Here is a 14,192-nt window from a genome sequence, read left to right as displayed (position 1 = left end):
CTGCTGCGTGGGCGCGGGACCCGGTGCGCACCGGGTCCCGCGCCCACGCAGCAGGAGGAATGGTCAGCAGTGTCTCAGCCCAGGAAGCGCTTCGGCAGGCCCCGTGACGCGCAGGAGGACGCTCAGCAGTTCACCCTCACGGAGCGGGACCGCGAACTCGCGGCACTGGCCGCAGAGATCCTCCCCCGCAACAGCGCGGCCGCCTCCTTCGAGCGCGCCGCGGCGCGCAACGCGGGGTCCTCCTCCGTGGCCGCCCGCGATGCCGTGACCGACACCGAGCTCGTCGGCGGTGATTCTGCAGCCGCCACAGGGGCCCATGGCTCCCGCGCCGAGGACACCACGGTCGAGGACACCACGGAGGGCGCCACCACCGCGGCCAGCGGCACGCACCAGGCCGTCGGCCGCCGCGCCAAGGGCCGCGCCCCGCGAGGAGCCGCGGGAGCAGGAGCCGCTGCGGCGTCGTCGACGACAGGGACCACGGCGGGCACCGCTCGCAGCGCGGCGCACGCCGGGGACACCACGGCGTCGGACAGCCCGGAGTCCGAGCCGACCCCCATGGAGCTCAAGCAGCAGCGCAAGCGCGAACGCCAGGCGCAGCGCAGGGCCGAGCGGGCCGCCAAGGCGGAGGAGCGCGAGCGCCGCGCCACGGACTACCAGCCCACCCCGCTGTGGTACAAGATCGTGATGATCGGGCTCATGATCGTGGGCCTGCTGTGGATCATCACGTTCTACCTGTTCCAGGGCGTGGTCCCCATCCCGGGGATCGGCCAGTGGAACCTGTTCATCGGGCTGGGCTTCATGCTCGCCGGGCTCATCATGACCACGCGATGGCGTTGAGCCTCCTTCCCGGCCCCGCCCGCTCCCGTCAGGAGACCCCGTGAGCACTCCGCAGGGCGAACCGCGCCCGGACCCGTCCACCCCACCCGGTTCCGCGGCAGCGGACGACGCCGCCCGCGGCGTTGCGCGCCGAACGGACCGCTCCGAGGGCGCGGACCGTCCTCTGGGTGCCGACGGCTCGTGCGCGACCGCCCCGTCCGCACCGGGCCCCGTGGCGGACGACGCCGCACGCCGCCCCGCGGCGGACACCCCGGACGGGAAGCACCACATCAATCCCGCGCGCCTGGAGGTGCGCGTGCGAAGGCTCGCCCTGCTGGGGCTCGTGCTGGTGCCGGTGGTCTACTTCATCGCCCAGTCGCTGCGCTGACGCACACGGAGGCCCCCGCCGTGCGGCGGGGGCCTCCGTGTGCGCGGCAGGGGCTCAGTGCTGGGAACCGGGAGCGGTGAACTCCACGTCCAGGTCGATGCGCACCTTGTCCGAGACCATCACGCCGCCGGCCGCGAGCGCGGCGTTCCAGGTGATGCCGAACTCCTTCCGGGAGATGGTGGTGGCGGCGGTGAACCCGGCACGGGTGGTGCCGAAGGCGTCCACGGCCACCCCGTTGAACTCGGTGTCCAGCGTGACCTCGCGGGAGACCCCGCGCAGGGTGAGCGTGCCGGACACCGTGCCCTCCCCGTCCGTGAGGTCCAGGCCCGTGATCTGGTAGGTCATCTCGGGGTGGTTCTCCACGTCGAAGAACTCCGCGGAGCGCACGTGGTTGTCACGGCCCTCGTTCTTGGTGTCCACGGAGGCCACGTCGATGCTCACCAGACCCGTGGAGCGGGAGGCGTCCTCGGTCACCGTGAGCTCACCGGACACGGTGCCGAACACCCCGCGCACCTTGGAGATGCCGGCGTGGCGGACGGAGAACCCGACCTCGGTGTGGGCGGGATCCAGGGTCCAGGTGCCGGTGGTCATTCCGTCGAGAGTGCTCATGATCTGCTCCTCAGCTTGGTGGTGGGGGGCGGCTCCGCACCGCCCAGGTGCTTGCTTCGGAAACTAATATACGGCCATTAGCGTGACGCGTCAACATGTTCTTCGGAAACTTTTACTGCCTACCCGGGCCGCCTGCTCCCCCTCGACGTGGAGACCGGCCCGCAACCGTGTCCCCGCCGCTCCCGACCCCAGCTCCAGGCCCGCTCCCCCGAGAGCTCAGCCGTTACTCAGAGCGGGAGGTCCAGCACCGAGTTGTGGCTCAGACCGTGGAACTGGCGCTGGTGGTAGACCAGAGGACTGCCGGAGCCCCCCTCCCCCAGGACGTCCACCACAGCGGCGTTGAACACCAGCGCGGGTCCGGCCTTGATGCGTGCGAGGGGAACGGCTCGGAGCACCCGACGCACCCCCAGAAGCCGCGGTTCACCCGTGGGCAGGGTGTCCCAGTCCATGTCCGCGCCGAAGCGGGGTGCGCCGGAGATGGCAAAAGAGCGGGCGAGCTCCACGTTGTCGGAGTCCAGGAAGTGCACCACGAAGGAGTCCGCGGTGGCCACGACGGCGGCCGAGCCGCGCTTGGCCTGCAGCGAGAAGCCCAGGATGGGCGGATCCGCGGAGATGGAGGAAACGGAGGACGCCGTGAGCCCCACCGGCCCCTCCGGGCCGGCCACGGTGATGATGGCGATGCCCGCCGGGTGCTGCCCGAAGGCCGACTTGAAGCCCTCCGTGAGCCGGGGGTCGCTGTGGAGCGCTTCCGTGGGGGCCACCAGGTCCACGGCCTGCGCGGCCACCCGCTCCGCCTCCCCACCCGTCTCCGGCACGCCCTCCGCGAGCGCGCCCCGCTCAACGGTCACGGCGTTGTGGCGGGTCTCGCTACTGGCACGGTGCGGCATCATCTGGTCCTCTCCCACGGCTGCTGCTCCGGGGTCCACGGCCCGGTCCTCGCTCTCCCACTACGCTTCGATCCTGCCAGGAATCGCCCGAGCGGGGCACGGTTCCGAGGTCCACATTCTGGTCCACACGGGGCAAACGGACGTCACAGTGGGGGACAGATTCGCACCTGCAACTCCACCGTTGAGCCCACAGATACCCCGCAACTGGGGCTGCGGGGAGCCGCGCGCCACTCACAACCACCCGGCAGACCGGATACCCAGCCGCTCCCGGCGCCGCACCGGGGCTCGGTCGATTCCATGTCATCCGATGCTCTTGTACTCCCTCGCGTAGTGGACGAGCGGACGAGAGGTGGCGGCCGTGCCCTCGCCCCTTCCCATGGCGGTGACCCTCCCGACCACCACCAGGTGCGTGGCGGCCGTGTGGGTGGACACGGTGTCCAGCTCGAACCAGCTCAGGCACCCGTCGAGCACCGGCGTCCCGGAGCGCTCGGTGCGGTGGAACGGCACGGAGTCCAGCAGCCCGTCCACGGGGTTGCCGGGACTCGCGAGCCAGTTGGCCACCGAACGCTGCCCCGCGCTCAGCAGCGAGAGCGTCCAGGACCCGGAGGCCGCCACGGCCTCGCACATCCGCCCCATGTCGTACAGGCACACGAGCATGGTGGGCGGGTCGTAGGAGACGTCCGCGAACGCCGTCACGGTGATCGCGTGGTCCTTGCCGCGGTAGCGCGAGCAGACCACACCCACTCCCGAGGCGTGCTCGGCGGCCAGGCGTCGGTAGCGCTCCACCTGCGTCTCGCTGGGATGGCTGTCCACGGGCTCGATCTCCATGGCCCCAGTGTTCCACCGACCCACCCCGTGCGCAGGGCCGGCGGTTCCCCGGGGTGTGCCCCGCCTGCGGGCGCAGCGGCGCTGCAGTTCACGTGGGCACACGGGGACAGCGAGCCCGCACCGCCACCGGGCACGCACCGCCGCCGAACACCGTCACCGAGCCCCGGCGCCGCGTCCGCCCGTCATCCGCAGCGTGATGTTGAGCCGCCCGCCCTGGCGCAGCCCGAGCCTGCGGCCCCCGGTGCCAGGAAGCACCCTTGGTACGCCGTGGAACGCATAGCGCGAGGGCCCCCCGAACACGAACAGGTCCCCCGAGCGCAGCTCCACGTCCTGGTACGGCGCCGTGCGGGTCTCGGTGTTGCCCAGGCGGAACACGCACGTGTCCCCGAGGGACAGCGAGACGATGGGCGCGGCGGAGAACTCGTCCCGGTCCTGGTGCATGCCCATGTGCGCCGCGTCGTCGTAGAAGTTGACCAGCGCGGAGTCGGGGCGGTGCTCCTGCGCCACCCGGCGAGCACCGTCGAACCCCGGGTCCACTGCCGCGGGGGCGTCCTCCGTGCCGTACGCGTCCGCGACCGCCCGGCGGCCGAGCTCCACGAGCCAGTCCGGCAGCTCCAGCAGCCGCCGCCCCGCGGACGCACCGTAGCGGTAGTCCACGCCGCCCGCGCCGAGCATGACCGACTGCACGGACATCCGCCCACCGCCGGGCATCACGTGGTGCGTCATGGGCGCGGCCCGCACCCAGGCACGGCACTGCGTGACCAGCTCCTGCTGGCGGGCAGGGTCCAGCCAGTCCGGGACGTGCACGGCCCCGGGCGCGAGCACGGCGGGCCCGCGCGGCACGGTGAACAGTTCGTCGAGCTCGTACTCGGCCATGGGGCGAGCCTAGAGTCCCCGTCCGACACCCGGGGACGACGCCGCACCCCGCCTCCCCGGCCCGGACACCCTGGCGGCCGTCCCCCACGGGGCCCCTCCCGCGGACGCCGTCACTGCCGCACCCGTCATCGGCACGGAAGGGGCCGCCCCACCGCGCGGGCCCCGGCCCTGGAATACCGCGGCCGCCCGCCACGTTATTTCCACAGCAAGTTTTCGTCTGGAAAGGTTCCGTCATGGCCCTGCCCCTGTCCGTCATCGACTTCGCCACCGTGCGGGAGAACCAGTCGGTGGGTGAGAGCTTCGCGGACTCCGTGACGCTCGCGCAGCACGCCGAGAAGCTGGGCTACTCCCGCGTCTGGTACGCCGAGCACCACAACATGCCCACCATCGCGTCCTCCGCCCCGGCCGTGCTGATCGCGCACGTGGCGGCCCACACCGAACGGATCCGGCTGGGCTCGGGTGGCGTGATGCTGCCCAACCACTCCCCGCTGACCGTGGCGGAGCAGTTCGGCACCCTCGCGGAGCTGCATCCCGGGCGCATCGACCTGGGGCTGGGCCGCGCCCCCGGAACGGACCCGCGCACCCTGCAGGCGCTGCGCCGCTCCCCCGAGGCCGCGGAGCACTTCCCGCAGGACGTCAAGGAGCTGCAGGGCTACCTGCGGGACCAGTCGATCGTCCCCGGCGTGCGGGCGGTGCCGGGTGCGGGCACGAACGTGCCGCTCACCATCCTCGGCTCGTCACTCTTCGGAGCGCAGCTCGCCGCGGCCTACGGTCTGCCCTACGCGTTCGCCTCGCACTTCGCCCCGGACGCCCTGGTGGATGCGGTGGCCGCGTACCGCTCCCAGTTCCAGCCCTCCGAGCAGCTCGCGGAGCCGTACGTGATCGCCGCGGTGAACGTGATCGTCTCCGAGGACGCGCAGGATGCGGCCCGCCAGCTCGAGGCCACCCAGCGGGCACGCGTGAAGGCCATGGTGGGGCGCGGGCGCGAGTTCACTGACGAGGAGATGGACATGGTCATGGCCTCCCCCGCCGCGTCCCAGATCCTGCACATGCTCAGCTACATGGGCGCCGGCACCCCGGACACCGTGGTGGACTACCTGCGCCGGTTCGCGGACCACGCGGACGCGGACGAACTCATGATCTCGCCGCTGTCCACCCGCCAGCCGGACGTCCTGCAGTCCATGGAGCTGCTCGCGAACCACTGGTCCTGAGCCCCGGCTCGGCGCGGGTGCGGCCCACAGCGCGCCGGGCAGGCACCCACGCCGTCGTCCTCGCCCGCCACCACCGGCATGCGCTGGTTCCGCAACGGCGTGACGGCGACGCTCCCCCTGCCCGTACCGCGTGAGCGCACGGCAACGGTCGCGGCCCGGGAGCCGACGCCGCGGCGTCAGCTCCCCCGGGCGTCAGTTCGAGCCACGCCCGCGGACGGCATCCCGCACCACCTCCGAGGAGATCAGGCACATGGGCACGCCGATCCCGGGGCGCACCGAGGATCCCGCGTAGAACAGCCCCTCGATCCCGGGATCGCTCACGCCCGGACGGAACACGGCGGACTGGCGCAGGGTGTGGCCGGGCCCCAGCATGGATCCGCGCCACGCGTTGACGTCCGCCGCGAAGTCCCCGGGGCCCCAGCTGCGCCGCACCACGATGCGCTCCTCGAGGTCAGGGATCCGCGCCCAGCGGGAGAGCTGCGTGATGGCGGCGTCCGCCACCCGCTCCACCTGCGGGGACCCTGGCTCCTCCACCTCGGGGGTGCGCACCCCTCCGCGACCCCACTCGGGGACCGCCGGGGAGGGCACCAGGATGAACAGGTTCTCGTCCCCCGCGGGCGCGGTGCCCGGATCGGTGGCCGAGGTCTTGGACACGTAGATCGACGTCTCCTGAGCGAGCGGCGAGCCGTCCGCGATCCGCCCGAAGTTGTCGTCCCAGTCCGCGGTGAACAGCAGGTTGTGGTGCACCAGCTGCGGCAGCCTCCCGCGCACACCCAGGCACACGAGCACCCCGGAGGGCCCGGGGTCGCGGTGGTTCCAGCGGGACTCCGGCGCGCGGAACGGTTCCGGCAGCAGCTGCGTCTGCAGGTGGTGCAGGTCGGTCGCGCCGATCACCACGTCCGCGGGGACCGTCACCTCCGCGGTGCCCTTGCCCCCGGGGCCGACGACGCCCGCGCCCGCCGCGCGGTAGGTGATCCCCGTGACGGAGCCGGCCGACCGGCGTCGTGCGCGGGCGGCCGAAAGGCGCGAGCGCAGCGAGGCGGGGGCGGGGTCCACGCGCAGGCCCGTGACCGTGGCGCCGGTGACGACCTGCACCCCGGCCTCGCGGACCAGCCCGGTCATCGCGTCCACGAGTGCGGCGAACCCGCCCACGGGGTACTGCACGCCGTCGGTGAGGTCCAGGTGGGACATCAGGTGGTACATCGCGGGCGCGGTGTCCGGGGAGGCCCCCAGGAACACGGCGGGGTAGCCCAGGATCTGGCGCTCGCGGGGGTCCCGGAAGCGGGAGGCCACGTAGCGCTTCATGGAGGTGCTCAGCAGCCCGGCCAACCGGGGCAGGTTCTTGAGGACCTCGGGGCGGAGCAGGTCCGCGGGGTGCGCGAAGTCCGTGTAGAGGAAGTGCTCCTTGGCGAGCTCGTAGACCTCCGCGCCGGAGTCCAGGTACTCCCGCAGCGCGTGCGAGGACCCGGGATCGAGCCGCTCGAAGAGCTCCTCCGCCTCCCCGCTGACCACGTCCGTGGGGGGCTCGTGCAGGTGCTCCTCGAAGAACGTGCGGTAGCCGGGGCTCAGCCGGCGCAGGTCCAGCTGCTCGTCCGCGCTGGAGCCCATGAGCCGGAACCAGCGGTCGATGACCTCCGGCATGAGGTACCAGCTGGGGCCGGTGTCGAACGTGAAGCCCTCCGCGGACCACCGCCCGGAGCGCCCTCCGAGCGTGTCCTGCTGCTCCAGGAGCGTCACCTCGTGGCCGTCCCGGGCGAGCAGACCCGCCGTGGCCAGTCCCGCGAACCCGCCGCCGATCACCACCGTGCGTGTCATGCCACCACCGATCCCTTCAGAGAGCGGGCCGCGATGCGCAGCTTCACCGCGGGGGGCACGCTCACGCGCCGCCGGGTGAGCTCCTGCGCGGGCACCTGCGCGATCCGCCGCGCGAGCTCCTGGAAGAGACCGTGCGCAATGGCCACCGCGCGGCGGGCCCGGCGGTCCAGCGCGCGGATGCCGGGGACGGCGGCGTCGAGGTCCGCCGTGAGGTCCGCGAGCAGGGCGTGCTTCTGCTCCTCCGTGAGGTGCTCCGGGTCCGCGCCGGGGAAGTAGGTGCGGCCCAGCTGGTCGTGGTCCGCGCCGAGGTCCCGCAGGAAGTTGACCTTCTGGAAGGCCGCCCCCAGCCGGCGCGCGGCGGCCCGCAGCTGCTCCCGCTGCTCCGGGGTCCCCGCGCGGGTGCCGGGCATGCCCATGAAGACCTCCAGGCACATCAGGCCCACCACCTCGGCGGAACCGTAGATGTAGGACTCCAGGGAGGCGCCGTCGTGCTCCGCGACCTGAAGGTCCGCGCGCATGGAATCGAAGAACGGTGCGGTCAGCTCCGCACCGAAGCCGTGACGACGCGCGACGTCCGCGAAACCGTGGACCACGAGGTCCGTGGAGAACCCCGTGGCCAGTGCCTGTTCCACCGCGGCCTCGTACCCGTCCAGCGCGGCACGCACCTGCCCGGGGTCCAGCCCTGCGGCCCCGGCCGTGCCGTCCACCACCTCGTCCGCGACCCGCACGAGCGCGTAGATCCCGGCGATGTCCCGACGCACGTCCGCGGGCAGGGTGCGGCACGCGAGGGAGAAGGACGTGGAGTACTCACCGATCACACGCCCGGAGGCGGCCAGCGCGGTGGCCGTGTACAGGCTCAGCGACGCGGTGGGCGGCGCGTCCGGGTGGGTCATGGAAGTCCTCACTACGAGTGTCTGTTCAGGACGTGGTGGCACAGCTCGTGCAGCTGCTCGCGCTGGGTCGGCGGCAGCGGGAGCCCGTCCAGGATGCCGCGGGCCCGGTCCACGAGATCGGTGGCGAGCGCCACCCCCGCCTCCCGCGCGCCCGACGCCGTCAGGGCCGCCCGCGCGGCCGCCACCGTGGTGGTTCCCGCCGCGAGGTCCTCGAGCACCCGGCGGACGTCAGGGGTCTGCATCCCGTGGGCGGTCAGCACGGTGGCCTTGCCCGAGCGGAGGTCCGCGTCCACGGACTTGCCCGTCACCTCGGGGTCCCCGAAGGTTCCCAGGACGTCGTCCACCACCTGGTAGCCCACCCCGAGCAGCGCTCCCGCGCGGGCCAGGCGCTCGGCCTGCTCCGCGGGCGCCCCGGCGAGCAGCGCACCCGCGCGCAGCGGCGCCTCGAACGAATACGTGGCGGTCTTCAGCCGCTCCATGTCCAGGATGTCCTGCACCCCGGGGTGCTCCGCCCCGAACCGGTGCAGGGACAGCAGCAGGTCGTCCAGCTCCCCGGCTGCGGACGCGGACACCGCCTCGAAGACCACGTCCGCCACGGCACGCGAACGCTCCGGGTGGGTGGTGCACGTGGTCGCCAGCCGCAGCGCGCCCGCGAGCAGCAGGTCCCCGGCGAGGATCGCCGCGGACTCCCCCGCGTGCTCGGCCTCGTGCTCAGGTGCCCCCGCTGCGGCGGCGTCCCGGCGGAACAGCTCCCCCACCGTGGGCCGGCCGCGTCGCCGCCAGTCGCGGTCCACCACGTCGTCGTGCACCAGCAGGGCGGCGTGCAGCATCTCGAACGACGCCGCCAGCCGCACGCACTGCGGGTCCGGCGCCTCGTGCGCGGGGGACCCTTCGGGGCCGGCCGCTGGTGCTCCCGTAGGAACAGAGACGGGTGCTCCCGCGGGAACGGAGGCGGGTGCTCCGGACGGGCCGGGCGCCGGTGTGCCGGCGCGGCCAGGTGCGGCTGCTCTGGCAGAACCGGCGGCGGCGAACGCGGACCAGGCAATGTGCGTGAGGCGGGGCCGGATGAGCTTGCCGCCGGCCAGCTGCCCGCGCACCCGTTCCCACAGCACGGGGAACCCCGGGCTGGCGGGAACACGGTTGCCCGGGGCGGTGAAGAACTCGTCCAGCTCGTGCTGGACGGCGGTGCGGAACCGGACCCAGGCGGCGTCGTCCACCGGCAGGGAGGCCGCGGGGGACGTGTCCCGCACCCGGGACGGGCGGGGAGCGGCGAGGATCGCGGAGGGGTCCGGTCCGGGCGCGCTCACGGGCTCCCCCCGGTGCCGCCGAGCTGCCCGCCCGGCCTGGGCGCCGCCGTGTCCATGGCACCGGCGGGCTCAGCTGCGGGGGTCTCAGCGGGCTTCTCCGCCGGACGCTCCCGCAGCTCGTCCAGGTGGGCCTCCATGCGCGCCGCGGTCCCCGTGAGGAACTGCAGGACGGCCTGCCTGCCGGACTCGTCCAGGGCTGCGAGCTGCTCCTCGACCATCGCCACCATGGGGGCCACGTGGGCGGCCACCTCCGCCCTGGAACGGTCCACGGCACGCACCGTCATGCGGCGGCGGTCCTCCTCGTGCGGCTCGCGGACCACGTGCCCGGCGCGGACCAGCCGGTCCACCATGGCAGTGGCGGAGGCCGTGGTGATGTGCAGCGCGCGGGCCAGCTCCGTGGGGCCCATGGGGCGGCGCAGCAGCAGGGCCATGGCCGTGTAGTCGGTGTCCCGCAGCCCCATGGTGCGGCGCACCTGGAAACCGATCTCCTGGTTCAGGGTGATCACCCGCCGCAGCGCACGCGAGTGGGGCCCGGCGTTGACGAGCTCCGCGCCGCTGCTGTCCATGCCGCACCTCGAGTCCACGATGGTTAGATCATCTAGTAAGCATCATGCGGTACACGGGCGAACGCTGTCCAACCCCGTGCACCCAGTCCGGCGTGCCACCTCCGGCGGCGCACCCGCGCATGTCCAGAGGGTGGCCCCACCGGTTTCCACGGCACGTCCGGCACCTGACGGCCGGGGCGCCTGCGCCGTCGCCGCCGCTCAGCCCAGCCGGCGCAGCGCCCTCATCACGGAGCCGCCGTAGCCCCCGCCGAAGCGGATGGCGTGGATCAGCAGCGGCGGCAGCTGGTACCACGGCACACGCTGCTGCCAGCCGTCGGCGAGGGGGTAGGTCTCGTCGTAGGCGGCAAAGCAGTCCCGCCCGAAGCCGCCGAAGAGCTGCATCATGGCGAGGTCGTACTCCCGGTGGCCGTAGAACGCCGAGGGGTCGATGAGCCAGTTCGCGCCCGCGCGGTCCACCACCCGGTTCCCGGCCCAGAGGTCTCCGTGCACCAGGCTCGGGGGCTCGGGCGGCCCCGCGAGCTCGGCGGCCCGCGGAGCGAGGCTCGCCAGCAGGCCCGACGCCGCCGGGTCCAGGTTCCCGGCATCGACCGCCTCGCGCAGCAGCGGCTCGATGCGGCGCCGCAGCAGGAAGTCCGCCCAGTCGTCGGTGGGGGTGAGGTCCACGGGCGCCGATCCAATGCGCTCGGGGAGGTCCGGGGAGAGCCACCCCACGTGCGGCGCGCGGGCCCGGTGGATCAGGGCCAGCCCGGTGCCGAAGCTGCGTTCCGTGGCGGCGTCACGGCCGCCCGAGGCCTCGTCGATCCACTCCAGCACGAGCGCGTCCTCGCTCACGTGGCGCACGCGCGGGACCCGCACCTCCTCGGGGCACACCGCGCGCAGCGCCTCCAGCCCCGCGGCCTCGACCGGCAGGACCCCCTCGGCGGCGTGCGGCATGGTCTTGGCGAACAGAGGACCCGCCGGGGTCTCCAGGCGGAAGGCGTTGGCACTGTCCCCGCCGCTGAGCGGGTGGGCGGCGCGGACGTGAAGATCGCTCACGAGCTCCCGGGGGAGCTGGTCCAGGTGTGACATGACTCCTGTCTAGCACCGCGCTCCGACAGGCGCACGGGCCGGCGGAGGTCTCGGAGAGCCGTCGCGGTGGGGCGCGTCGCAGCGTCCCGCCCCCCCGTCAACGGCATGCGTGTGCATGGACAACGGTGCCGCACCGCCGCGTCGTGACCCCCGCCTCACCAGGCACGATGCGCCGCGTTGCTAGCATGTCGTCATCACTGCCCCACGCCATTGCACGACGGCGCCCGCGCACCCGGACGCGTCGGCGCACGTTCGTGACACCCGTTCCGCGCTGACCCGCTGCGAGGACATCATGGCCCCCTTCCTGCACCGTCACCGCCCCGAAACCTTTCTCTACGCCCTGGCCGCCGTTCTCGGTGTCCTGGGCGCGGTGGGCTACGCCGTCTCCTACTTCTCCAGCGACTGGGCCGTGAAGTACCCGGTCCTGCCCTTCTTCCTGGTGCTGCTGGCGGGTTCCCTCACCCTGACCGTCGTGACGCTGTCCCTGGTTCGGCTCTTCCACCAGGACCGCTACCCGGAGGACCCGCTCGATCCGGAGGCCCCCTCGGCCGCACCAGCCGCCGAGGGATCCCCGCGCAGCGGCAGCTCGGCGGCGCATCCGCCCCGCTGAGGCCGAAGGCGCTCCGCGGCCCAGACTTTTGACAGACCAGCGGCCCGTGCTACCGTCGCTCGCACATCAAGGATCATGAGTTCCGGCGCAAAGCTCTGGCTGGCCGGACGGCAACCCTCCTGCTGTAGTGGGGTGCCCCAGATGACGATCCGGCCGTCGCGCAACCGCGTGATCGGCAAGTACGGCGCTCGGATCTCACACCTCCGGCGTCCTACCGCCGGAGGTTTTCTCGTATGCCCGCACCGTTGGCAGCAGCCCGCACCGCCCCCGTCCACCCGGTGGAGCCTCCCACGGGCACGTCCTGGCTCGTGCGCCGGCCCCGCCGCTCCACGCTCGTCTCGTTCGAGGTGTTCCCGCCACGTCCCACCGCGGACCCGGACACCGTGTGGCGCAGCATCGACGCCATGGCCCAGGCCGGCCCGGACTTCTTCTCCGTCACGCACGGCCACTCGGGTGCCCCCGGCGTCACCCGTGAGGCGCTGCGGCACCTGCGCCGCACCACGAACACCCCGGTCATGGCCCACTTCACGTGCGGCGGCACCGATCGCGCGGGCCTGGAGAGCGCCGTGGAGCAGCTGCTGGACGACGGCGTCCGCGACCTCCTCGCCCTGCGCGGGGACCCGCCGCTGGGCGGCGCCGAGTGGGTGACCCCTCCGGGCGGATTGAACCGCGCCTCGGACCTCGTGCGGCTCGTGCGGGACGCGGAGCGGCGTCGTTTCGGGGACGGGTTCCGCCCCGGGACCCGGCCGCTGTCCGTGTCCGTGGCCTGCTACCCCTCACCCGCGCGGGGGCGTGACTTCGAGGCGGACCTCGCGTCCCTGTGGGACAAGCAGGAGGCCGGCGCGGACTACGCGATCACCCAGGTGCTCTACGAGCCCGAGGACTACGCCCGGTTCCTGGAGCGGGCCCGCTCCGAGGGCATCCACATCCCCGTGGTGGCCGGGCTGATGCCCCTCACGGACCCCCGGCGGCTGCGGCGGATGACCGAGATCACCGGCGTCTCCGTGCCGCGGCGCCTCACGGACTTCCTCGCCGCGGACTCCCCCGAGGACATGCGCCACCGCGGCATCGCGGCCACGCTCTCGCTCATCGACGACCTCCTGGACCTGGGCTGCGCCGGGTTCCACCTCTACACGTTCAACCGGCCCGAGGCAGCACTCACCATCCTGGAGCACCTGCGCGTCCGGGACGCCGCCCGGGAGTACCGCGGCCGCAGTCCCGCGGTGTAGCCCGCGGCGTAGCCCCGGCGGCAGCCAACCGGGGACCCGAGCGCCGCGCACCCAGTCGCCTGGACACCCTGGCTCCCAGACACACCCCGCCACCCGTTTCGCGAGCGCACCCGCCCGCGAGCGCGGTTCCGCACACCCTCTTCCACCCCAGACAACCCCTGACACCCCTGACGAAGGAGTTCCCATGACCACCCAGCACACCCCCGCGTTCCCCACCGCCACCGTCCTGGGCTATCCCCGGATCGGACCGGACCGCGAGCTCAAACGGGCCCTGGAGGCCTACTGGAAGGACCCGCGGGAGCACCCCGCGAGCACCGTCCTGGACACCCTCGCGCAGCTGCGGGAGCGCACGACGACGCGGCTCACCCAGCTCGGTCTGACCGACGACGCCGCCGTGCCCGGCGAGGGCTTCGCCGTGGACCACGTGCTGGACACCGCCCTCGCCCTGGGCGCGGTGCCGGCCCGCTTCGCCGCGGACGGCTTCCGTGCCGCCGCCCCGGACACCACGCGCGGCATCGAGCTGGTGACCGCCCTGTCCCGGGGCACGGACCACCTGGAGCCGCTGGAGATGACCAAGTGGTTCGACACGAACTACCACTACTACGTTCCCGAGATCGGGCCGGACACACCCCTCAGCGCGCACCCCGAGAGCCTCGTGTCCCGCTACCGGGACACCCTGCGCCGCACCGGGACCAGGACCCGCCCCGTGCTCGTGGGCCCGGTGACGCTGCTGCTGCTGTCCCGCCCCGAGACCACCGACGACGCCCCGGCCGACCCGCTGGCCCGGCTCGACGACGTGGTGGGCCACTACCTCACGATCCTCTCGGAGCTCGCGGCTGCTGGCGTGCAGTGGGTGCAGCTGGACGAGCCCGCGCTCGCCGCGGACGGCTGGGCCGTGGACCGCGCGGAGATCGTCACGGCCCTTGAAGCCGCCTACGCCCGGCTCACCCACCCCGCCCACCGGCCCGCCGTGCTCGTGACCGTGGGCTACGGGGACGCCGGGGAGGACGCGCTGCTCGCCCTCGCCCGGACGGACGCGGACCTGGCTCTTATACACATCTCCGAGCCCACGCGACTAGCGCTCATCTC

General features: G+C 73.3%; 14 protein-coding genes, 1 pseudogene and 1 riboswitch. Of the genes and pseudogenes, 6 read left to right on the top strand and 9 right to left on the bottom strand.

The annotated features are described in order from the left end of the window. Positions 1 to 69: 69 nt before the first annotated feature. Both CWC38_RS12110 and CWC38_RS08030 read left to right on the top strand, forming a co-directional pair. Positions 70 to 837, top strand: a complete 768-nt coding sequence (locus CWC38_RS12110; RefSeq protein WP_165860374.1) for a cell division protein CrgA — start codon at positions 70 to 72, stop codon at positions 835 to 837. 40 nt (positions 838 to 877) lie between these two features. After that, entirely contained in the window at positions 878 to 1,204 is a 327-nt protein-coding gene (locus tag CWC38_RS08030) for a hypothetical protein (RefSeq protein ID WP_121846262.1), read from the top strand. A 54-nt stretch (positions 1,205 to 1,258) separates the two neighbouring features. Here the strand turns inward: CWC38_RS08030 and CWC38_RS08025 are convergent, their stop codons facing one another. The 4 genes from CWC38_RS08025 to CWC38_RS08010 all read right to left on the bottom strand — a co-directional run bounded on the left by CWC38_RS08025 (position 1,259) and on the right by CWC38_RS08010 (position 4,404). Continuing rightward, a complete protein-coding gene (locus tag CWC38_RS08025; RefSeq protein ID WP_121846261.1) occupies positions 1,259 to 1,813 on the bottom strand; it encodes a YceI family protein in 555 nt (184 codons plus the stop codon). A gap of 227 nt (positions 1,814 to 2,040) precedes the next feature. Beyond that, entirely contained in the window at positions 2,041 to 2,739 is a 699-nt protein-coding gene (locus CWC38_RS08020) for a flavin reductase family protein (protein ID WP_338067537.1), read from the bottom strand. Positions 2,740 to 3,000: 261 nt separating this feature from the next. Further along, complete coding sequence (locus CWC38_RS08015) at positions 3,001 to 3,528, bottom strand: flavin reductase family protein (protein WP_121846260.1); 528 nt, start codon at positions 3,526 to 3,528, stop codon at positions 3,001 to 3,003. A 153-nt stretch (positions 3,529 to 3,681) separates the two neighbouring features. After that, complete coding sequence (locus tag CWC38_RS08010) at positions 3,682 to 4,404, bottom strand: alpha-ketoglutarate-dependent dioxygenase AlkB family protein (RefSeq protein ID WP_121846259.1); 723 nt, start codon at positions 4,402 to 4,404, stop codon at positions 3,682 to 3,684. Between the two features lie 233 nt (positions 4,405 to 4,637). On the opposite strand from CWC38_RS08010, the gene CWC38_RS08005 reads away from it, so the two are divergent. Beyond that, complete coding sequence (locus tag CWC38_RS08005) at positions 4,638 to 5,615, top strand: LLM class flavin-dependent oxidoreductase (RefSeq protein ID WP_121846258.1); 978 nt, start codon at positions 4,638 to 4,640, stop codon at positions 5,613 to 5,615. Positions 5,616 to 5,807: 192 nt separating this feature from the next. Here the strand turns inward: CWC38_RS08005 and crtI are convergent, their stop codons facing one another. From crtI to CWC38_RS07980, 5 genes are all read right to left on the bottom strand, one after another. Further along, entirely contained in the window at positions 5,808 to 7,430 is a 1,623-nt protein-coding gene (gene crtI / locus CWC38_RS08000; protein ID WP_121846257.1) for a phytoene desaturase family protein, read from the bottom strand. Then, positions 7,427 to 8,323 (bottom strand): phytoene/squalene synthase family protein, encoded by an 897-nt coding sequence (locus tag CWC38_RS07995; protein ID WP_121846256.1) that lies wholly within the window; start codon positions 8,321 to 8,323, stop codon positions 7,427 to 7,429. The genes crtI and CWC38_RS07995 overlap by 4 nt, the downstream gene beginning before the upstream one ends. A gap of 11 nt (positions 8,324 to 8,334) precedes the next feature. Continuing rightward, entirely contained in the window at positions 8,335 to 9,630 is a 1,296-nt protein-coding gene (locus tag CWC38_RS07990) for a polyprenyl synthetase family protein (protein ID WP_240625161.1), read from the bottom strand. Next, positions 9,627 to 10,196, bottom strand: a complete 570-nt coding sequence (locus tag CWC38_RS07985) for a MarR family winged helix-turn-helix transcriptional regulator (RefSeq protein WP_121846255.1) — start codon at positions 10,194 to 10,196, stop codon at positions 9,627 to 9,629. Before CWC38_RS07985 ends, CWC38_RS07990 begins: the two co-directional genes overlap by 4 nt. A 198-nt stretch (positions 10,197 to 10,394) precedes the next feature. Then, positions 10,395 to 11,264, bottom strand: a complete 870-nt coding sequence (locus CWC38_RS07980; RefSeq protein ID WP_121846254.1) for a fructosamine kinase family protein — start codon at positions 11,262 to 11,264, stop codon at positions 10,395 to 10,397. Positions 11,265 to 11,556: 292 nt separating this feature from the next. Here CWC38_RS07980 and CWC38_RS07975 point away from each other — a divergent pair, with 292 nt between their 5' ends. The 3 genes and pseudogenes from CWC38_RS07975 to CWC38_RS07965 form a co-directional block, all read left to right on the top strand. Next, positions 11,557 to 11,874, top strand: a complete 318-nt coding sequence (locus CWC38_RS07975; protein WP_121846253.1) for a hypothetical protein — start codon at positions 11,557 to 11,559, stop codon at positions 11,872 to 11,874. A 71-nt stretch (positions 11,875 to 11,945) separates the two neighbouring features. Next, positions 11,946 to 12,062, top strand: a riboswitch (SAM riboswitch). Between the two features lie 45 nt (positions 12,063 to 12,107). Continuing rightward, positions 12,108 to 13,103 carry a methylenetetrahydrofolate reductase gene (locus CWC38_RS07970; RefSeq protein ID WP_121846252.1) on the top strand — a complete coding sequence of 332 codons (996 nt, stop codon included), beginning with the start codon at positions 12,108 to 12,110 and terminating at the stop codon, positions 13,101 to 13,103. Between the two features lie 184 nt (positions 13,104 to 13,287). Further along, positions 13,288 to 14,192 (top strand): annotated as a pseudogene (locus CWC38_RS07965) (5-methyltetrahydropteroyltriglutamate--homocysteine S-methyltransferase); the annotation flags it as partial.

It is taken from the genome of Kocuria tytonicola (assembly GCF_003687455.1).
Classification (GTDB): domain Bacteria; phylum Actinomycetota; class Actinomycetes; order Actinomycetales; family Micrococcaceae; genus Kocuria; species Kocuria tytonicola.
The sequence above is the reverse complement of the archived record's forward strand: the minus strand, read 5'-3'. Positions and strand labels throughout refer to the sequence as shown.